Genomic DNA, 20,348 nt, shown 5'->3' with positions numbered 1-20,348 from the left:
CGCGGTCGTAACAGACCTCACGGAAATCTGCCCATGATCATCTCAGCCTCGACCGACTACCGTGCCGCCGCCCAGCGCAAGCTGCCGCCGTTCCTGTTCCACTACATCGATGGCGGCGCCTACGCCGAGCACACGCTGCAGCGTAACGTCGCCGACCTGGCCGACATCGCCCTGCGCCAGCGCGTGCTGCGCAATATGTCCGAGCTGAGCCTGGAAACCGAGCTGTTCGGCGAGAAGCTGGCCATGCCGGTGGCCCTGGCGCCGGTCGGCCTGACCGGCATGTACGCGCGCCGCGGTGAAGTACAGGCGGCCAAGGCCGCGGCGGCCAAGGGCATTCCCTTCACCCTCTCCACCGTCTCGGTCTGCCCGATCGAGGAAGTCGCCCCGGCCATCGACCGGCCAATGTGGTTCCAGCTCTATGTGTTGAAGGATCGCGGCTTCATGCGTAACGCCCTGGAACGGGCCAAGGCCGCCGGCGTCACCACCCTGGTGTTCACCGTCGACATGCCGGTGCCCGGCGCCCGCTACCGCGACGCCCATTCCGGCATGAGCGGCCCGAATGCGCCGCTGCGCCGCGTGCTGCAGGCCATGACTCACCCGCAGTGGGCCTGGGACGTCGGCCTGCTGGGCAAGCCGCACGACCTGGGCAATATCTCCACCTACCGTGGCAACCCCACCGGCCTGGCCGACTACATCGGCTGGCTGGGGGCCAACTTCGACCCGTCCATCTCATGGAAAGACCTGGAATGGATTCGCGAATTCTGGGACGGCCCGATGGTGATCAAGGGCATCCTCGACCCGCAGGATGCCAAGGACGCCGTCAGCTTCGGCGCCGACGGCATCGTCGTGTCCAACCACGGCGGCCGCCAGCTCGATGGCGTGCTGTCCAGCGCCCGCGCCCTGCCGGCGATTGCCGACGCGGTGAAGAGTGACCTGAAGATCCTGGTCGACTCCGGCATCCGCACCGGACTCGACGTGGTGCGCATGCTCGCCCTCGGCGCCGACTGCGTGATGCTCGGCCGCGCCTTCGTCTACGCCCTGGCCGCCGCCGGTGGTGCCGGCGTGAGCAACCTGCTGGAGCTGTTCGACAAGGAAATGCGCGTCGCCATGACCCTGACCGGCGCCAAATCCATCAGCGAAATCAGCCGCGATTCGCTGGTCAAGGAGTTCTGAGCATGACCGCTGTCAGCCGCGAAACCCTGCTCGCCCAGTTGCGCGACGCCGTAGGTGCCGACCACGTCCTCACCGACGAGCAGAGCACCCGGCGCTTTCGCAAGGGCCACCGTTGCGGCGAAGGCGGCGTACTGGCCGTGGTGCGCCCCGGCACCCTGCTGGAACAGTGGCGCGTGCTGCAGGCCGCCGTGGCGGCCGACCGCATCGTCATCATGCAGGCCGCCAACACCGGCCTGACCGGTGGTTCGACACCGGACGGCGACGACTATGACCGCGAGATCGTGCTGGTCAGCACCCTGCGCATCACCGGCGTGCAACTGATCAACGACGGCCAGCAGGTGGTCTGCCTGCCCGGCGCCACCCTCGACCGCCTGGAGCAGGCCCTGGCCCCGCTCGGCCGCGAGCCGCACTCGGTGATCGGCTCCTCCTGCATCGGCGCCTCGGTGCTCGGCGGCGTGTGCAACAACTCCGGCGGCGCCCTGGTACGCCGCGGCCCGGCCTACACCGAGTTGGCGCTGTACGCGCAGGTCAAGGCCGACGGCTCTCTGGAGCTGGTCAACCACTTAGGGATAGAGCTGGGCGAAAGCCCCGAGGAAATCCTCACCTGCCTGCAGCAGGGCGACTACGGCCCGCAGCAGATTCGCAACGAGGATATCGGCAAGGCCTCGGACGAGCGCTACGGCGAGCACGTGCGCGATGTCGACGCCGACACCCCGGCGCGCTTCAACGCCGACCCGTCACGCCTGTTCGAGGCCTCCGGCTCGGCCGGCAAGCTGTGCCTGTTCGCCGTGCGCCTGGACACCTACGCCAAGGAAGCCAGCTCGGTGTTCTACATCGGCAGCAACGACCCGCACGACCTCACCGAAGTGCGCCGCCACCTGCTCGCCCATCTGCCACGCCTGCCGATCGCCGGCGAGTACATCCACCGTACCGCGTTCGATATCGGCGAAAAATACGGTAAGGACACCTTCCTGCTGATCGATACCTTCGGCACGGCCAAGGTACCTGCCGCCTTCGCCATGAAGAGCAGGGTCGATGGCTTCTTCGAGCGCTTCGGCCTGCGCGGCGTGACCGACCGGATACTGCAGCCCCTGATGAACCTGCTGCCCAGCCATCTGCCCAAGCGCATGCGCGACTACCGCGACCGCTACGAGCATCACCTGCTGGTACGGGTGTCCGATGACACCAAAGACGCGACCCGTGCCTTCCTCGCCGACTACTTCGGCCAGCGCAGCAGCGGCGCCTTCTTCGAGTGCGATGCCGAGGAAGGGCGCAAGGCTTTCCTGCACCGCTTCGCCATCGCCGGCGCGGCGATTCGTTATCGCGAGGTGCACCAAAGCAGCGTGGAAGACATCGTGCCGCTGGACATCGCCCTGCGCCGCAACGACCGTGACTGGGTGGAGGTGCTGCCGGCCGAGATGGAAGAGCAGATCATCCACAAGCTCTACTACGGGCACTTCTTCTGCCACGTATTCCACCAGGACTACATCATCAGGAAGGGGGTCGACCCGCTGGCCATGGAGCACCGCATGTGGGCCCTGCTCGACGAGCGCCGCGCCGAATACCCGGCCGAGCACAACGTCGGCCACCTCTACGTGGCCAAGCCCGCGCTGGCCGGTTTCTACCGCGAGCTGGACCCGAGCAACACGCTCAACCCCGGCATCGGCCACACCTCGAAGAAGAAGCACTGGGCAGACTGCTGCGGCGGGCACTGAATCGATAGTCAGCGCGCTCGTCAGGCTGACCGCCCCCCCTGCGCCGGGCTTTCTATACTCAAACCTCCAGCCCTGCTCAGGAGGTTCCCCATGCGTCGGATATCCCAACTGCTCGCGCTCGGTCTGCTCGGCGCCGGCCTGTTCAGCGGCAATCTCTGGGCCATGCACTGCCCGCAGGATATGGCCCAGATCGATCAATTGCTCAAGAGCGATCCGCCAGCCGACCCCGAGACCCTTGCCGAGGTTCAGCGCTTGCGCGCAGAAGGCGAGGCGCTGCACAAATCTGGCGACCACGCCGAGTCAGTGAAGGTACTCAATGAAGCACTGAATCTGCTGCAAGCCAGCGAGTAAGTACTGAGAACCCCGCTAAGCGTTCTGCCTCAATAGCGACAGCGCCATGGTGCGCAGTTGCTGCAGGTCTACAGGCTTCAACAGACTGGCCGCAGCGCCCATGGCCCGAGCCTCGGCCAGAAGTCCCTCGTCCGCTGCGGCACTGACCACCAGCACCGGCACATCGGCCAGGTGTGGCTTGCTGCGCATCAACTCCAGCACTTCCAGACCACTGCCATCGGGCAGGTCAATATCCAGAAGTACCAGTGCAGGCGTCAGCTCTGCCAGGTGCAGCATGGCTCGGCGCACTGAAGGCACGCCCTCGACTCGCGCAATGTCGCGCAAACCTTCCTGAAGCACACGCATGCAGGCCGGGTGATCCTCCACGCACAGCACCGGAAGCAACGCCTCCGACGATCGTTGCATCTGTTGCGCGGCAGCTTCAGCTACCGCTTCTGGCTCCGCGGCGCTGGGCAACTCGATCCAGAAGCGGCTGCCCAAACCCACATCACTGGCAAAGCCCATCTCCCCGCCCATCAACTCCGCCAGTTCGCGACACAGCACCAAACCGATACCCGTACCAGGAATATTCGAGTTTTCCCGCCCCAGCCGCTGGAAGGGCTGGAACAGACTCTGCTGCTGCTCTGCGGTCAATCCCGAACCACTGTCCTCGACCCACAGCCGCACACCGCCGGGTCGCACCTCGTACCCCATGCGAATCAGCCCTTGCGGACTGTTGTACTTGATGGCGTTGGACAGCAGATTGAGCATCACCTGACGTAAGCGCCGCGGATCCGCCAGCACGAACAGCGGAGCACTGGCTTGATCCTGTACCTGTAATTGCAGGCACCGCTGCTGCACCTCGGGCTGCACCAACTCGGCACACCCCCGAAGCAAGGGGCCGATATCGATGGCCTGCAGTTGCAACTGCTGCTGGCGACTCTCAATGCTGGAAAGGTCGAGAATATCGTCGACCAGCGACGTCAGATGCCGGCTGGCCACGACAATTTCACGGGCGTACTCGGCCTCCTGCTCACGTCCGGCCTGGTCCTGCGCCTCAAGCTCGATCAACTGGGCAAAACCGTGGATAGCGTTGAGCGGCGTGCGTAACTCATGGCTCATGCTCGAGAGGAAACGGCTCTTCGCCTGGCTGGCCGCCTGCGCCTCCAGGCTCGCCCGACGCAGCTCGTCCTGCACCTGCTTGAGCCGGGTAATGTCGACATGAGTGCCGGCCGCGCGCACGGCGCGCCCTTCGCGATCACGCTCGATGACCTTGCCCCGACTGAGCAGCCAGCTGTAATGCCCCTGAGCATCGGCATAGCGATACTCAGCCTCGAAGAAATCCACTTGGTGTTCTTCAGCCATGCTCAGGCGCAGATGACGCACGCGCGGTAGATCATCGGGATGTACGCGCTGGTTGAACTCGGCGAATGGCAGATTACTGTCACGCAAACCAAAACGCCGGACGAAACGCTCGCTAATGCGAATGCTCAAGCTCGCCGCATCGACTTCCCAGAGGCTCTCGGTGGTGCTCTCCAGCACCAGCTCCAGAGTGCGCTGCACCGACTCTCGGCCCTGCTCGCTGAGTTGCAGCTGCTGCCCCGCGTGCTGCACCTCTTCCGCCATCTCCGCCAGCTCACGGATGTTGGTTGGCGGAGGTAGAGGCTGACGTTCACCAGCCCCCAGGCTGCGCATCATTCCGACTATGCCGGTAATTGGCTCAGCCAGCTGATCGCTCAGACGCCGCGAACGCAGCCACATCCAGCTGCCGAACAGCAGGTAAAAGAACACCAGACCGGCGATCAGCAAATAACCAATGGCCTGGTACTGCTCAGCCAGGCCATTGGTTTCACGAAAGATATTCGCCTCATCCACCACCATCAGCAGGCGCCAGTGAGTTTGCGGCACCTCACTCCAGGCCATCAGCTGACTGCGCCCGCCAAGCTGCACCTCCAGCACGCCATGACGCTGCTCGGCCATGGAAGCCAGCAATGACTGCAGCCCCGGCTGACGATCCAGCTTGAAATCAGCCGGTTTCAGCACCTCGCGGCGCACCGCTTCGGCATAGGAGTAATCGGTCAGCTCGCGCAAACCGAAGTCGCGTTCGCCCGCCTCAGGCAACGCCATGATCTCGTTGTCACTGCCCACCAGCAGCGCATAACCCTGCCAGGGGACCTGCAGGTTACCGATCTTGCTGAGCATCTGGCCGACGGTCACATCCAGACCAACCACGCCCTCGAGCTTGTCGTCACGGTAAACCGGAGCAATAGCCGACAACATCCAGCCCAGGCCGGCCGGGTCGAGATAGACCTCGGTCCACACTGTCCCGCGGCTCGGGTTGTGCTTGGCGTCAGCCAGGTAATAGAAGTTGTACTGCGGGATGACCATGTCATGCGGGTACTGCTGCAGCACATCGAAATAGGGATAGATGCGGTTGTAGCTATCCCAACTGTTGAAGTAGACCGCCGCTACTAGCGGATCGGCTTGCTGGAGCGAGCGCATCAGCGGATCGAGGCGCGACAGGCGCAGCGCCTTATCCCGATCCTGCTGCTCGACGGGAGTACTGGCCGCATAAAAGGAGGCTGCTCGGCCATCATCACTGCGGCTGTAGAAAACGCCATCAGGGGTGCTGGCGTGGCGCATGCGTTCGAGTTCGTCCGGCTGGAAGCGACGATCCTGCAAAGCCTCGCCGACCGCATCACGATAAATACCGACTTGAGCTTCGATGGCGCGCAACCGCTCATCGATCACCTGCCCCTCGCGGCGTACCGCTTGATCCAGATCCTGCAGCGCACTGTTTTGCAAATAGCCTATCTGCGTCTCGCGGATGGACTCGTTGGTGTAGAGGTAGACACCGATCAACACCGACTCCACCAGCACCAGGGGAATCAATGCACTCTGCAAAAAGGCTCGCCAGATCCAGCGACGCAAAGGCTTGAGCGATGCAAGCGGCATCCAGCGCTCCTCGAAATCCAATCTGAAGAGAATGGCACATGGCCTGAGATAGGCCAGCCATTGTACGGGCATTGTCGCGGTCGACGCAGGGGAACCTTTGCCGTAAACTCCGCCTCAAACCTCGCAAGAGCGTTCTGGGGCCGATTAGGATTCGACGCCGGTAGCAAAACTTGAGGGGCATGCCGAGTAGGTGACAGTTCTCGTAAATCCGCTGCCACAACTTCATAGTTGCCAACGACGACAACTACGCTCTGGCCGCCTAAGGGCGCCAGCAGACCCTAGGGGATGCCTGTAAACCCGAAGATTTGGTCTGTCAGATAGAACAGGATCGCCGCCAAGCTCGCTGCAGGTGTAACGGCTAAAACTTATGCAGCTCGCTCCAAGCACCCTGCCACTCGGGCGGCGCGGAGTTAACTCAGTAGAGATGGCTAAGCATGTAGAACCGATAGTGGAGAGCTGGCGGACGGGGGTTCAAATCCCCCCGGCTCCACCAAATAAGCCCCTGATTTTCCTAGAGAAATCAGGGGCTTTTCTTTGGATTCCGAAAAATATCGATAGGGTCCGTAGAATCCTTGCCTGATCGCAAAGCGAGTATCCAAAGCGCATGGACGTGTCCCTTAGGAACCCTAAACGGTCATTATTCACTCGGGGGTAGCATGGGGCACATAACACAAGCATTGCTGGTGGTTGGCAATGAAGAGTGCGGTCGACTGGAGGCGCTACGCCGTTATGCCAGCGATCATGCGATTGCCTTGACTGAGGTGGCCGAGAGCCGCTTTGTGCAGTCGCCTGCCGAGTTTATGGGCGAGCAGCAACACTTGCTCGCGGTGCTCACCGATGAGCAGTTGCCCGCTTATCTGGACATCGCCGAGCGCTTAGGGTGTGTACTGGGCGTGGTACCGCGCGAAAAGCAGACCCACCTGCACGAGTGGTTTAACCTGCCGCGCCATGCGGACGAAGCCATCGCGCTGGCTTGCTCGGATCAGCCGCAAAAGGTTGACGTGCTGCGCTGTAACGGCGAAACCACCTTGGGCTTGATGATGGTGGGGGAAACGCCGTTTTTGGATGGCCGTAGTAAGACGTTTCAGAATCGCGGCCACTCGCTGATTGAGCAGTGGCTGTATCGCTTAGCCTTGATTTGGATAAGCGTGCTGAACCTCTTCAAGATCAAACCCTTTCCCGTATACCTGACCACCACCCGAGAAAATGCTCTGCACACCGCTATCACCGGTTTGGTAGTGATTGAAAACGATATTCGCGGCCCCGCGGCGCGGCTCATGGGGACTCGCCTGGAAGTGCAGGATGGACTGATTTCTACCCTGGTGATTGCGCCTAAGTCGGTGGGTGAATACCTGGGCTTTTTGCTGCGGGGAATTTTTCAGGGCGAGCAACCGCTGGCTAAGTTACCGCGCGCGGTGAATTTTATCCGTTGCCCAGAGCTGACCCTGGAAAGCGACGCCCCCTTGGCCTATTTCATTGACGGCAAGCCCCGCGAAGCCAAGCGCATTGAGCTGAAACTGCACGCCAAGGCGCTGCTGATGAATGTCAGCGAGGCGTATTTCGGCCGCGGCGATAGCAAAGAAGTGCACCGTACCGAGCAGCTGCCGCGTAACGAAGAGCGGCTGAAAATGATCGAGACGCAACTGCCGCTGTTTACCCACGCGCTGGAAGAAGAGTTCCGCGACCTGTTTGTCATCCTGCGTGACATGGCGCGGCCGCACAGCACCTTCCTAACCTTGATGGTACTGAGCGCCATCGTGGCCAGCTTGGGGTTATTCCTTTCCAGCCCGGCGGTGATTATCGGCGCCATGGTGCTTGCCCCATTGATGGCGCCGATTATCTCCCTGGCGATGGGCCTCTTGCGTGGTGATCGCGGCATGCTGGAGCAATCGCTAAAAACCATTGGCATCGGTATGTGCCTCGCCATGGGCACCGCCGCCATGGTGGCTCTACTGGTGCCGATTGAACGTATCACCAACGAGATTGCGGGGCGCTTGCAACCCAACTTGCTCGACTTGGGCGTAGCGATTGCCTCGGGCATTGCCGGGGCTTACGCCAACGTGCGTGAAGATGTGGCCAAAAGTGTGTCAGGCGTGGCGATTGCCGTGGCCTTGGTGCCGCCGCTGTGCGTCTCGGGGATTGGTTTAGGCTGGCTCGATTGGCATGTGTTCAGCGGCTCTATGCTGCTGTTTCTGACCAACCTGGTGGGTATTGCGCTGGCCGCGGCACTGACTTTCCTGTTCTTGGGCTATGCACCACTTCAGCGTGCGCGGCGCGGCTTGAGTGTGTCGTTGGTGTTGTTGGTGCTGGTGGCGATTCCACTGACCGTGTCGTTTGTCGAAATCACCAAGCACTGGCAGATCGAAAAACTGGCCGCCGGACAGGTCTTTATTCTCGACGGCAAAGAAATCAGTTTGAGCAATGTGCAAGTCAGCCTGAAGGGCGAGCGCATTGTGCTGTATGCCGATGTGCTGTCGCGTAGCGGCGTTACCTACAGTCAAATGAAACGCCTTAAAGCTCAACTGGAGCACGAGCTGGAGCAGCCGATTGAGCTAGAACTGACGCCGCGTATCAGTCTTTAAGGGTAAGACTCTCCAATCAGCGACTTGCGGCGTTATTACTCGCCGCAAGGTAGTACCCGACACACTCCATCGTTCACTATTCGAACGGATAGATGCGCTGCCACTCCGTGGCCATGTCCACCACCGTCCAGTTGCCCTGCTTGGCCGCATCCAGCGCCTTGTCCAGCTTGCCGACCTTGGATTCGCGGTCGTAGGCCCATTCGCGCTCGGCATCGGTGTGGTGTACCAGGCCCATGAAGCGTTTGCCGTCGCCAGCGGCCGTCCACTGCAGCATCTGCAGGTCGCCGTCGGAGTTGCCGAAGGCGAGAATCGGCCGGCGACCAATGACCTGGTCGATACTCACCGGTTTGCCCGGGCCATCGTCGTTATGCAGCAACTTGGGCTGGCGCAGGATCGACAGCTTGCCGTCCTTGTCCTGCAATTCGGTGACGAAGGTGGTGCCGATGACCTGCTCCGGCGGGATGCCATACACCTCTTCGGCGAAGGTGCGCATGAACGCCACCTCGCCGCCGGAGACGATGTAGGTCTTGAAGCCGTTGGCGCGCAGGTAGTCGAGCAGTTCCAGCATGGGCTGGAAGACCATCTCGGTGTAGGGCTTACCGCTCTTCGGATGCTTGGCCTTGGCCAGCCAGGCCTCGGCCCTGGCTGAGAACTCTTCTGTGCTGATGCCGGTATGAGTGGCGCCGACGATCTTCATCACCCCGTCCATGCCGCTGGCGGCCAGGGTTTCCTTGTCACCTTCGAGCAGAGCCTTGAACGGCTGGGTGGTTTTCCACTCGGGGTGTTCGGGGGCCAGGCGCTTGACTTCGTCGAAGGCGAACAGCACCTGGAAATACATGGGTTGCTCGCTCCACAGCGTGCCATCGTTGTCGAATACGGCGATGCGCTCGGCCGGCACCACGTAGTCCTTGGAGCCTTCCTCGGTCACGGCCGCGACGAACTGGGTGATGGCCTGCTTGGACGGACCGTCCTTCCAGGATGACAGCGGGTCGGCGGCGCTGGCCAGCAGCGGCAATGCGACCAGCAGCGACAGCAGCCAGCGCCAGGTGATGAGGGCGTGCGAGTTTCTGTTCATAGGTCTTCCCTGTCAGTAGAGCCCGCCACTGGATGGCGGGGATTCATGGTCAAGAGGCCGTGCCGGGGCGCGGCTGCAGGCTGCTGACGCAAAGCGTCTTTCTTCAACTCAGGCAACGCCTGCTGCAACGTCGTAACGGCCTGCGCAGGTTTGGCTGACGGTCCGTAGCAGGACTTGAGAAAGGCTAGCAAACGCTGGCCGGAGGACTCGGCAACTTTCCCGGCCAGCGAATTCAGGGTGTTTACCCGCATGCTGCGCCGTCCCCAGAGATAGAGCGCACCCAGTTGCGCGGGCTGAGCACGCAGCTGTTGCGCCACCTGCTGCCAGGCAAAGTCCGCAGACTGCCGATAGGCCTGCTGGCGTTGGCTGTGCCAGGCCCCCCAGGCCAGCAGAGCACGCCGCCACCAAGGCAGGCCCCAATAGGTCACCGGCCCGCCGAGCACGAGCAACGCGGCCAACAGCAGCCAGTGCTGGGTAATGTGGATACGCGCGCTCTGCCCCAGCGCCTGCAGATCCTCGGCAATCGAGAACGGCGCCTGGTAGGCCTGCTCGCCGCTGGCCTCGAAGTCCTGGGCCGGCACAGTCGCCGTGCGCATCTGGTTGGCCGTCAGGTCCCACCACTGCAGCTCGATGGCCGGCAGCTCATAGTCACCGGCCTCGTCGACGACATAGCTGACCTCATCCACCCGCCGACCACCGCTGACGCTGCCACGACCATCGCTCAGCGGTTCTACCTTGGGCGTTTTCACGTAGCGCTGCAGGCCCTCGACCTCGTCGAACTGCGGCGCCGGCATGCGCATGGCCTGCGCCCCTTCGGCCTCGATGACAAGGCGCCGCACCAGGCTGTCACCCACGCGCAAAGGCGTATGCGAGGACTCGATCTGCTGGCTGAACTTGAGGCTCCTGGCCATCAGTACCTGTTGGCCGACGGCCACGCCCTCGGGCTGGCTGGCGACGAAATCCAGCGGCGCGGTCTGCACCGTCACCGTACCGCTGCCCTGCCCCGGTACGGTCTGGATCGACAGCGCGGGAATCTGGAATTGCCGCGCCTCGTTCGGGGTGATCTGGTAGCTAAAGCGCAAGCCAAAGAAGGTGGTGCCCTCGCGCTGCACAGTCAGGTGATTGGCGTCGCTACTCGCCGGCATCACCTGGGCGCCCGGCAAATCCAGCTTGGGCAGTTGCGGCGCGGCGGTGAACCAGGTGTCGGTCAGCACATCTACTTGCAGATTGACGGTAGCGCCAACCAGCGCTTTGCCCTCCGGCACCAGTTGCGCCTCCACCAGCACCTTGGGCTCGGCCACGGCCAGCAGCGGCTGCAGGCCAAGCAGGAGGATCAGCAACAGGCGTTTCATGGCTGCTCTCCTTCACCTTGCATGCGCGCACTCTGGATGCGGAATTTCTGTTGCAGGAACTTGGCCGGCGAGGTGGTCAGGTTCTGCAGCCAGAGGGCGTCCGAGGCGGCTTTCTGCGCGTCCATCTGGCCCTCCTTGCCCTTACCCGGGTCCTTGTCGAACTCGATCTTGTCCGGCTCCATCTGCGGCGCGACTTCCTGCTGTTCCTCGAAGTCTTTCTGCAAGGCGATGGCCAGGGCCAGGTTGGCCTCGGCCTCGGGAAACTCGGGCTGCAGCTTCAACGCCTGCCGGTAGGCAGCGATGGCGGCGGGATACTTGAGCAGGTGGGCATAGCTGTTGCCCAGGTAGAAAAAGCCCGGCGCCGAGTCGACGCGGGCGAAGCTGGCCAGCGCCGCCTGGTAATCCGCGCCGTTATAGGCGGCCAGGCCCTTCCAGTAAGGATCGTGGAAGTGCTCGGCAGCCTGCGGGTAGTGGCCATGCTCGAAGGCCCAGCGGCCCTGTTGATCCGGGGTGAAGAAAGCGTCGGCCAGAGCGCCGGCTTGGGCAGAAGTACCCGGCAGGCCAAGACCACAGGCCAGCAGCAGAGCGGCCAGCCAGTTGACGCTCCAGCCGCGGCGCACGGAGAAGAAGGCGATCAGCGCCAGCGGCCAGCACAGCCAGTAGCCGGCATCCTTCCAGTGGATTTCCTGCTCGTCGCCACTGGCCGCCTGCAGGTGCTGCTGGGCATGCAGCTCGATCCAGTCGAGATCGTCGTCGTCCAGGGTCAGGCTGCCCAGCGGCGCACCGGCGGCGCTGGCCAGCTGCTTGAGGGCGTCGGCATCGAAACTGCCCAGCACTGCCCGGCCATTGGCATCCAGGCGCGGCATGCCTTCGGCATCGCGCAGCGCACCAACATCCTCCTGGCCGACCGCCAGTACCAGCACCTGCAGCTTGCTGCCCTTGAGGCTGTCACTCACCTGCCCCAGCTGCTCGGTGTCGGCGCCGTCGGTCAGCAGCAACAGGGTGCCCGGCGACTCCTCGGCGGCCAGCAGGCGCTTGGCCTGCTCGATCACCCCGACGGCATCCTTGCCGGCAGTGTCGATCATCCCGGCGCTCAGGGCCTGGAGGAAGGTGTCGAGCAGCTGCGGGTCCTGGGTCGCCGGCAATACCAGGTGCGCCGTGCCGGCGTAGGCGATCAAGCCGGTCTTGGCCCCGGCGCGGCGCTGGATCAGGTCGTGCAGCTTGTGCTTGACCGCCTCCAGCCGCGACGGCGGCACGTCGTTGGCGTCCATCGACGACGACAGGTCGACCGCCAGGATCAGCGGCGCGCGGTTCTCCAGGAACTCCGGCCGATCCTGTTGCCAGGTCGGCCCGGCGGCGGCAATACCACCGAGGATCAGCAGCGCCGCCAGCAGATGGATGGGCCGCAGGCTGTGCGGGTCATCAGGAGTCATCAGCAAATGCTTGAGCAGGTGCGGGGCGATCGGCGCAGCACGCAGGGCCGACAGCCGCGCCCGGTTCCAGGCGAACGGCAGGGCGATGCCCAGCAGCACCAGCAGCAGCCAGAGCGGGCGCAGGAAGTGGAAGGCGGCGAGATCGATAACCATCAGGCCTCCTGCACCGGTTCAGGCGCCCGCCCCCGAGCCAGACGGCCACGCAGCGCGGCCAGCACCTGGTACAGCGCCAGCGCCAGCAACGCCGCGCCGAGCGGCCACCAGAACAAGTCGCGCTTGGGCTGGTGACTGAGCTTGTGCACCTTGTGCGGGGTGATGCGATCCAGCGTGGCGTAGACCCCGTCCAGCGCGGCGCGGTCATCGGCACGGAAGAACTGCCCGCCGGTGATGCGGGATATCGACTGCAACATGCTCAGGTCGACCTTGGCCTCGCCGGTGGCGGCCGGGTCGCCGATGCCGATGGTGTGCACGACGATGCCCTTGTCCGCCGCCATCTGCGCCGCGTGCTCGGGGGTAATGGCGCTGCCGGTGTCGTTGCCGTCGGTGAGCAGGATCAGCACCTTGTCCTGCTCCTCGGCCTTGTCCAGCATCTTGATGGTCAGGCCGATGGCGTCGCCGATGGCGGTATTCGGACCGGCCATGCCGCTGGCGATTTCCTCCAGCAGCAGCTGCAGGCTGGCGTGATCGAGGGTCAACGGCGCCTGGGGGTAGGCGCCGGTGCCGAACACGATCAGGCCCAGGCGGTCGTCCTGGCGCTTGTCGATAAAGCCCTGCACCACTTCCTTCACCGCGCTCAGGCGATCCACACGCTGGCCGGCAGCATTGTTGTAGTCGGCAGTGTCCATGGACTGGGAGATGTCGATGGCCAGCATCAGGTCGCGCACCGGCTGTTCGCGCTCGATGGGTTTCTCCACCAGCACCGGCCGTGCGCAGGCCACCACCAGCAGCGCCCACACCAGCAGGTTGAGCGCCAGCTGCCAGGCGTTGCCACCGACGCCGGAGGTGGCGGGCGTCTGCCCCGCGGCGCGGCTCATCGCGGCGAAGAACGGCACCCGCACGGCGCTGCGCGCCTCTCGATAGGGGCTCAGGTAGCGCAGGCCCAGCAGCGCCAGCGGCAACAGCAGCAGGGCCCAGGGATAGTCAAACTGCCACATGGTGCGTCTCGATCCAGCGCCGGGAGTGGGTCAGCAGTGTCTCCAGCTGCTGGACGGGCATGGCCGCCAGCTGTGGCGCCGGGGCATAGGCCAGGGTGGCCAGGTTGCGGCTGAAATCCTCGGGCAACGGCGCCTTGCTGCGCTGTTGCAGAAAGGCCTGCCAGGCGTCGCCGCCCAAGGTCGCGACCGGCGGCCGATCCGGCATCGACAGGGCCACGCGCTTGAGCAACTCGGGCAACTCGCGTAGCGCCGGCACGCGCAGTTGTTCATCGCCGATGGCGCGTTCCAGCTCGGCCAGGCGGGCGATGGCCTCGCGCCGGTAACGGTCACGTCGCCAGCACCACCAGCGCCAAGTCGCCCAGGCAATCAGGGCCAGTAACAAGACGACGGCCAGCACCAGCCAGCCCCAGGTCTGCGGCCAGTAGCTGACCGGCGGTGGCGGCAGCGCCAGCTCCTTGAGCTGATCGAGGTGCGGCGTCTCGTCCGTGCTCATCGCCGCCCTCCGCCTGCGCGGCCCAGTTCGCTGCGCAGTTGCTCGTGAGTAGGCTCACCGGTGCTGATCATCATCAGCGGCACCTGGCTGCGCCGTAGCAAGGTGGCAACCTCCTTGAGCCGGCCCTGGAGAAAGTCGCCCAGCGGTTGGTGCACCTGGCGCCGTTCGACTTGCAGCTCCACCTGCAGCTCGCCCTGGGTGACCATGATCCGCCCACGATCAGGCACATTCAGCGCCAGAGGGTCGTATACCTGCATGGCAAGCACATCGTTGTGCGCAGCCAGCTGACGCATCAGCTGTAGCGTGCGCGGCCCGGCGCCGGCGAAATCGCTGATCAGGCAGATCAGGTGATCATGCCCAGCCATCGCCAGGCAGCTCTGCAGGGCGCGGTCGAGCTGCGGCTCGTTCTCCGCGTCGGGCAGGTCGGCGGCCAGCGCCTGGTTCTGCCGGACGATGGCCGCGCACAGTGCCTCGACCCGGCTGCGGCTGCGAATCGGGCTGACCCGTTCGATGCGGCTGTCGTTGAACACCAGGCCGCCGACCCGGTCTCCGCCGTGGAAGGCCATCCAGGCCGACAGTGCGGCCAGCTCGGCGGCGGTGACCGATTTGAAGCTGCGCCGCGAGCCGAAGAACATGTTCATCCGCTGGTCGACCAGGATCAGCACCGGGCGGTCGCGCTCCTCGGTGTAGCTGCGCACGAAGGGCTTGCCATAGCGCTGGCTGGCGCGCCAGTCGAGGTGGCGCAGGTCATCGCCGGGGTTGTAGTGGCGCAGCTCGTCGAAGTTAAGCCCGCGCCCGCGCAGGCGCGAGGCGTGGTTGCCGGAGAGGATACTGGCGTGCGGCTGGCGACCCTGGAAGCTCAGGCCCAGCACGCGGTGCTCCAGTTGCATCAACTGCGCCAGGGAGGCGTAGACGAAGCCGTCGGCCGTGACTGACTGTTGCATCGACAGCTCCTCAGGCCGGGATCGCCACCTTGTCGAGCAGGCGCTCGAGTACCTGATCGGCCGTCACCCCATCGGCCACCGCGTCATAGGACAGCAGCAGGCGATGGCGCAGCACCGGGTGCACCACGGCGCGCACATCGTCCGGCGAGACGAAGTCGTTGCCTTCCAGCCAGGCGTGGGCGCGGGCCACGCGATCCAGGCTGATGCCGCCCCGCGGGCTGGCGCCGACCTGAATCCAGCGGGCCAGATCCTCGTCGTAATCGGCCGGGTAGCGGGTGGCGTTGATCAGGTCGATCAGGTAGCGGTCGATGGTCGGCGCGACATGCACCCGAGTGATCTCGCTACGGGCGGCGAACACCGCCTCCTGGCTCAGGCGCTGATCGTCTGCATGGCCGTGCGCGCTTTGCTGCTCTTCCTCGCGCAGCAGGCGCAGCACCTGGGTCTCGTCCTCGGCCTTGGGGTAGTCCAGTTGCACCTTCATCAGGAAGCGGTCCATCTGCGCCTCGGGCAGTGGGTAGGTGCCTTCCTGCTCGATGGGGTTCTGCGTGGCCAGCACCATGAACAGCTTGTCCATCTTGTGGCTATTGCCGGCCACGGTGATCTGCCGCTCCTCCATGGCCTCCAGCAGCGCGGCCTGCACCTTGGCCGGGGCGCGGTTGATCTCGTCGGCGAGGATGATGTTGCCGAACAGCGGGCCGGGCTGGAACTTGATCTGGCTACCCTCGGCAGTCTGCTGCAGGATTTCCCCACCGGTGATGTCCGAGGGCAGCAGGTCCGGAGTGAACTGGATGCGGCTCATGCGCGCCTCCAGGTGCTGGGCCAGGGCCTTCACCGTGCGGGTCTTGGCCAGGCCCGGCAGGCTTTCCAGCAGTACGTGGCCGTTGGCGAGCAGGCCCAGCAGCACCTGGCGCACCACCGCGTCCTGGCCGAGCACGGAGCGGCCGATGCTGGATTGCAGGGCAAGAATGTCGTCGCGGGTACTCATGGGATGTCCTTCTCTCACTGATATGGCGCGCGGAATTAGGTACGGCCAGGCACCCGAACAAAAGTGGCTACCCGGACAAGTTCTAGCACAGTGGTACCAATGCGCTAGGCAGGCAGCCAGGCACAGAAGGCTCTAGATAGACTGTTGCCAACCCCAGTGCAGCACCTAGCAACCCCGGAGAAAGGGGTGCGCGGCGGCATAAAACACCTCGTTCTCAGGTCAACAGCTATGGCCAGCGGTCACGCGCCTGTGCTCTTATCCCGCAAGATCATATGGACTAATCGCCACGCCGTGGCGCACCGCTCGACGCTAAGGATGCCCCTTGCCCCTGCACCGTCTGCTTATCAGTCTGCTGCTCATCACCCTGCCCTGGCTCACCGCCCAGGGCGCCGACGGCCAATTGCCGCAACTGGCCAAGGAAGCCAATGGTTATGCGCCCGCCGCCAGCTGCCTGGGCTGCCACACCGAGCAGGCCAAGGCCTGGGAGCACTCCGACCACGACTGGGCCATGCGCGAGGCCAAGGCGGAAAACATACTGGGCAATTTCACCACTGCGCAGTTCGACGAGGCCGGGGTCAAGGCACGCTTCTTCCGCAAGGGCGAGCAATTCTTCGTCAACACCGAAGGCGAGGACGGTAAGCCGGCTGACTTCCAGGTGCTCTACACCTTCGGCTATGACCCGCTGCAGCAGTATCTCGTGGCACTGCCGGGCGGCCGCCTGCAGGCGCTGACCATCGCCTGGGACAGCCGCCCCAAGGCCGCCGGCGGTCAGCGCTGGTTCTCGCTCTATCCGGGCCAGCGCTTCGCCCCCAACGACCCACTGCACTGGACCGGGCGCTACCAGAACTGGAACGCCATGTGCGCCGACTGCCACTCGACCAACCTGCAGAAGCACTACAACGACCAAAACGATACCTTCGCCACCACCTGGCATGAGCAGAACGTTGGCTGCCAGGCCTGCCACGGCCCGAGCCAGGCCCACGTCGACTGGGCGCAGAAGAAAAACGACGAGCCCTACGCCTCGGCCAAGGACATCGGCCTGGCCGTGGACTTCAAGGCCCTCGGCGGCCAGGGCCTGATCGAGCAGTGCGCCTTCTGCCACAGTCGCCGGCAAACCACGGGAGTTGGTCAACAACAGGGGCATCCGCTGCTCGACAGCGTGCTGCCGTCCACCCTGCGCCCCGACCTGTATCACCCGGACGGGCAGATCGACGGCGAGGTATACGTCTACGGCTCCTTCACCCAGAGCAAGATGTACCAGGCCGGCGTGACCTGCACCGACTGCCACGACCCGCACAGCACCAAAATCAAGATCGAAGGCAACGGCCTGTGCCTGCAGTGTCACCAGGAGCAACCGCCCAAGGAACGCTTCCCCAGCCTGCAAGCGAAGAACTACGACAGTCCTGAACACCACCACCACGAACCCGGCACACCCGGCGCCCAGTGCGTGAGCTGCCACATGCCGGAGAAGACCTACATGGTGGTCGACCCGCGCCGCGATCACAGCATGCGCATCCCGCGCCCCGATCTGGCGGTGAAAGATGGCAGCCCGGACGCCTGCACCAGCTGCCACACCGACCAGCAGCCGGCGTGGGCGGCCAAAGCCATCGAGGGCTGGTTCGGCACACCCGCGCGCCCACCGCACTACGGCGAATCCTTCCATGCCGTGCGCCAGGGCAGCGCCGATTCGCTGCAACTGCTGGGCGACCTGATCAAGGATCTCGGCAAGCCGGCCATCGTCCGCGCCACGGCTGCCGAACAACTGACCAGCCTCGGCGAGCCGGCCCTGCCCAGCCTGCGCCAGGCCCTGCAGGATGAAAGCCCGCTGGTGCGCGCCTATGCCGCCAGCGGCTTCGTCGATCTGCCGCCAGTGGCACGGGTCAAGGAGCTGCTGCCGCTGCTCGACGACGCCAACCGTGCCGTGCGCGACGAAGCCTTGCGCGCCCTGGCCGGCATCCCGCGCATCGCCCTGCCGGAGGAGCGCCGCGCCGGGTTCGACGCACAGATGGCCGACTATGAAAAGCGTCTGCGCGGCAATGCCGACCTGCCCGGCAATCGCCTCAACCTGGCCGTACTGCTGGAGCGCCAGGGCAAGCAGCTGGAGGCGATGGCGCAGTATCGCCAGGCCCTCAAGCTCGACCCCTACTTCATCCCGGCGCGGATGAACCTGGTGACCCTGGCCAACAACATCCTGCGCCCGAAAGACGCCGAGCAGGCCCTGCGCGAGGGCGTGGCACTGGACAACATGCCGGAAGCCGACCGCGGCAACCTGGCCTACATGCTGGCCCTGCTGCTGGTCGAGCACGGCCAGGCCGAAGAAGGGGCGAAGTGGCTGGGCGAGGCCGCCGAAGCGCTGCCGCACAACCCGCGCATCCGCTACAACCAGGGCCTGCTGCTGTTCCAGCTGCGCCAGCCGGAACAGGCCCGCGCCGCCCTGGAGGCAGGGCTGGAGCAGGCGCCTGACGATGCCGACCTGCTCTACGCGATGATCTATCTGCACGGCAGCCAGGGCCAGCGCAATCAGGCGCTGCCCTATGTGGTGCGCATGCAGCAGGTGGCCCCCGACGATCCCCGCCTGCCACAGGCCAAGCAACAGCTGGGGCTGGGCACCATCAAAATCCCATAGGGTCTGTTGACGTTTCGCCGCGACCGCGACGGGGCCCGTTGTAGTGGGACTTGCCAAGGGAGTGACCATTGCCTGCGTCCCACGCCTAGCGGATCGCCGCCCGGCCATGGCGAGATTTTTCGCTGCAGCGCGGCTTGCGCCGAAACGTCAACAGACCCTAATGCCGGACCAACGGCCGCAGCTTGGCGTGAATTGGCAAACCAATGGCGCGTTAGGGTAAACGCACGGCACGCGCTTGACGCCATTCTGGACAGACCAAGAACAACAACAGTCTGTCCCTCGCCCCCGGTGAGGAAGGAGCCAAGCGATGCTTCGCTATCTCACCCTGCCTGCCGTGTTTCTCGGCATGTGCCTGCTCGGCGGCCTGATCGTCAGCCAGGAGCACGCCCCACACAGCCCACCGCACATGGCGGTCACCCTCAACGACATTTTCCGCTGAGCACCTGGCCCAACTGCGCCACGGCCAGGTGCAGAATCAGCGGCGTCGCCAGCCCCATCAGTAATCGATACCCGCCTGGGCTTTTATCCCGGCCTTGAAGGCATGTTTGATGTCGCGGATTTCGCTCACCGTATCGGCCAGTTCGACCAGCTCGGGTTTGGCCGCGCGGCCGGTAACGATCACCGTCTGCATGGGCGGGCGATTGCGCAGCGCCTCCAGCACGGCCTGCAGGTCGAGGTAGTTGTACTTGAGCATGTAGGTCAGCTCGTCCAGCACCACCAGGTTCAGCGCCGGGTCGGCGAGCATGCGCACGGCGTGGGCCCAGGCCTCGTCGGCGGCAGCCTTGTCCTTGTCCCAGTCCTGGGTGTTCCAGGTGAAGCCGGTGGCCATGGCGTGGTACTGCACCTGCGGTGCGTGCTGGTGCAGGAATATGATCTCGCCGGAGGCCTGGGTGCCCTTGATGAACTGCACCACACCGGCACGGTGGCCGTAGCCGAGGGCACGGTACAGGGTGCCGAAGGCCGAGGTGCTCTTGCCCTTGCCGTTGCCGGTAATCAGCAGGACGATGCCACGCTCCTGCTGGGCGCGTTCAATGCCGGCGTCCACCACGGCTTTCTTGCGCTGCATGCGCTCGTTGTGACTGCGCTTCTTGTCTTCGTCGATCACGGCACGACTCTCCTGCCCGGGTAGCTGGATGGCGCGCACGGCAGGGGAGTGGCAGGCGCAGCACTTGGCCGGCCCGAATGGCGACGACTGTTCAACGACTGTCTAATGGACAGGCAACCGCATCGGCATGACCCACACCCCGGGGTACGCACCTACATCTCGCTCAGGCCGGTCTTCTGGCTCGCCGTCATCCACCCGGGGCCTATTCATAGGCTCCTTATCGCGCCTTCCCGGTTTCCCAGTGGCATGTGGCGATGGCGTCAGGCTTTACAGCAGCGGGGGCTGCGCCGGAATGTGCAGGGCCTTGGGCCAGGCGGTCACCGGACTTCCCGTTTCACCCCTCGCGCGGAACGCGCCCGGGGCACCTGTTCGATGCCGCGCAGGGTAGCGGTTAAGGGCGGCGGCGGCAATTCGCCCGGCCAGCCG

General features: G+C 64.5%; 15 protein-coding genes, 1 other RNA gene and 1 riboswitch. Of the genes, 7 read left to right on the top strand and 9 right to left on the bottom strand.

Annotated features, from left to right (window positions below; translation table 11 throughout):
- The first annotated feature begins 33 nt into the window (after positions 1-33).
- The 3 genes from lldD (at position 34) to ACF8C6_RS10880 (ending at position 3,239) form a co-directional block, all read left to right on the top strand.
- On the top strand, positions 34-1,173 hold the full coding sequence (gene lldD, locus ACF8C6_RS10890; protein WP_392499286.1) for an FMN-dependent L-lactate dehydrogenase LldD: 1,140 nt from the start codon (positions 34-36) through the stop codon (positions 1,171-1,173).
- Positions 1,174-1,175: 2 nt separating this feature from the next.
- On the top strand, positions 1,176-2,888 hold the full coding sequence (dld, locus tag ACF8C6_RS10885; protein ID WP_392499285.1) for a D-lactate dehydrogenase: 1,713 nt from the start codon (positions 1,176-1,178) through the stop codon (positions 2,886-2,888).
- A gap of 90 nt (positions 2,889-2,978) precedes the next feature.
- On the top strand, positions 2,979-3,239 hold the full coding sequence (locus ACF8C6_RS10880) for a hypothetical protein (protein ID WP_392499284.1): 261 nt from the start codon (positions 2,979-2,981) through the stop codon (positions 3,237-3,239).
- 15 nt (positions 3,240-3,254) lie between these two features.
- Here the strand turns inward: ACF8C6_RS10880 and ACF8C6_RS10875 are convergent, their stop codons facing one another.
- Positions 3,255-6,173 carry an ATP-binding protein gene (locus tag ACF8C6_RS10875; RefSeq protein ID WP_392499283.1) on the bottom strand — a complete coding sequence of 973 codons (2,919 nt, stop codon included), beginning with the start codon at positions 6,171-6,173 and terminating at the stop codon, positions 3,255-3,257.
- Positions 6,174-6,309: 136 nt separating this feature from the next.
- Here ACF8C6_RS10875 and ssrA point away from each other — a divergent pair.
- Both ssrA and ACF8C6_RS10865 read left to right on the top strand, forming a co-directional pair.
- Positions 6,310-6,666: a transfer-messenger RNA gene (gene ssrA, locus ACF8C6_RS10870) on the top strand.
- Between the two features lie 163 nt (positions 6,667-6,829).
- Positions 6,830-8,755, top strand: coding sequence for a DUF389 domain-containing protein (locus ACF8C6_RS10865; protein ID WP_392499282.1), 1,926 nt, complete (start codon positions 6,830-6,832; stop codon positions 8,753-8,755).
- A 76-nt stretch (positions 8,756-8,831) separates the two neighbouring features.
- Here ACF8C6_RS10865 and ACF8C6_RS10860 read toward each other — a convergent pair whose 3' ends face one another.
- Genes ACF8C6_RS10860 through ACF8C6_RS10830 form a run of 7 tightly spaced genes read right to left on the bottom strand, consistent with a single transcriptional unit; the run spans position 8,832 to position 16,191 of the window.
- The gene (locus tag ACF8C6_RS10860; RefSeq protein ID WP_392499281.1) at positions 8,832-9,830 is read right to left on the bottom strand and encodes an HAD family hydrolase; all 999 of its coding nucleotides are present in this window, start codon (positions 9,828-9,830) and stop codon (positions 8,832-8,834) included.
- Positions 9,827-11,182, bottom strand: a complete 1,356-nt coding sequence (locus ACF8C6_RS10855) for a hypothetical protein (RefSeq protein ID WP_392499279.1) — start codon at positions 11,180-11,182, stop codon at positions 9,827-9,829. The genes ACF8C6_RS10860 and ACF8C6_RS10855 overlap by 4 nt, the downstream gene beginning before the upstream one ends.
- Positions 11,179-12,768 carry a VWA domain-containing protein gene (locus ACF8C6_RS10850; RefSeq protein ID WP_392499278.1) on the bottom strand — a complete coding sequence of 530 codons (1,590 nt, stop codon included), beginning with the start codon at positions 12,766-12,768 and terminating at the stop codon, positions 11,179-11,181. The genes ACF8C6_RS10855 and ACF8C6_RS10850 overlap by 4 nt, the downstream gene beginning before the upstream one ends.
- Positions 12,768-13,769: a vWA domain-containing protein gene (locus ACF8C6_RS10845; RefSeq protein WP_392499276.1), complete on the bottom strand. Its 1,002-nt coding sequence runs from the start codon at positions 13,767-13,769 to the stop codon at positions 12,768-12,770. Before ACF8C6_RS10845 ends, ACF8C6_RS10850 begins: the two co-directional genes overlap by 1 nt.
- The gene (locus ACF8C6_RS10840; RefSeq protein ID WP_392499275.1) at positions 13,756-14,262 is read right to left on the bottom strand and encodes a DUF4381 domain-containing protein; all 507 of its coding nucleotides are present in this window, start codon (positions 14,260-14,262) and stop codon (positions 13,756-13,758) included. Before ACF8C6_RS10840 ends, ACF8C6_RS10845 begins: the two co-directional genes overlap by 14 nt.
- Positions 14,259-15,206 (bottom strand): DUF58 domain-containing protein, encoded by a 948-nt coding sequence (locus tag ACF8C6_RS10835; RefSeq protein WP_392499274.1) that lies wholly within the window; start codon positions 15,204-15,206, stop codon positions 14,259-14,261. The genes ACF8C6_RS10840 and ACF8C6_RS10835 overlap by 4 nt, the downstream gene beginning before the upstream one ends.
- Before the next feature lie 10 nt (positions 15,207-15,216).
- The gene (locus ACF8C6_RS10830) at positions 15,217-16,191 is read right to left on the bottom strand and encodes an AAA family ATPase (RefSeq protein WP_392499273.1); all 975 of its coding nucleotides are present in this window, start codon (positions 16,189-16,191) and stop codon (positions 15,217-15,219) included.
- Between the two features lie 328 nt (positions 16,192-16,519).
- On the opposite strand from ACF8C6_RS10830, the gene ACF8C6_RS10825 reads away from it, so the two are divergent.
- Positions 16,520-18,817, top strand: a complete 2,298-nt coding sequence (locus ACF8C6_RS10825) for a cytochrome c3 family protein (protein ID WP_392499421.1) — start codon at positions 16,520-16,522, stop codon at positions 18,815-18,817.
- A 307-nt stretch (positions 18,818-19,124) separates the two neighbouring features.
- Positions 19,125-19,256: a hypothetical protein gene (locus tag ACF8C6_RS10820; RefSeq protein WP_392499272.1), complete on the top strand. Its 132-nt coding sequence runs from the start codon at positions 19,125-19,127 to the stop codon at positions 19,254-19,256.
- Positions 19,257-19,313: 57 nt separating this feature from the next.
- Here the strand turns inward: ACF8C6_RS10820 and cobO are convergent, their stop codons facing one another.
- Positions 19,314-19,919: a cob(I)yrinic acid a,c-diamide adenosyltransferase gene (cobO, locus tag ACF8C6_RS10815; protein WP_392499420.1), complete on the bottom strand. Its 606-nt coding sequence runs from the start codon at positions 19,917-19,919 to the stop codon at positions 19,314-19,316.
- Between the two features lie 151 nt (positions 19,920-20,070).
- A riboswitch (cobalamin riboswitch) is annotated at positions 20,071-20,306 on the bottom strand.
- Between the last annotated feature and the right edge of the window lie 42 nt (positions 20,307-20,348).

This window comes from Pseudomonas sp. zbq_18, from assembly GCF_043102245.1.
In the GTDB taxonomy this organism is placed as follows: domain Bacteria; phylum Pseudomonadota; class Gammaproteobacteria; order Pseudomonadales; family Pseudomonadaceae; genus Aquipseudomonas.
The sequence above is the reverse complement of the archived record's forward strand: the minus strand, read 5'-3'. Positions and strand labels throughout refer to the sequence as shown.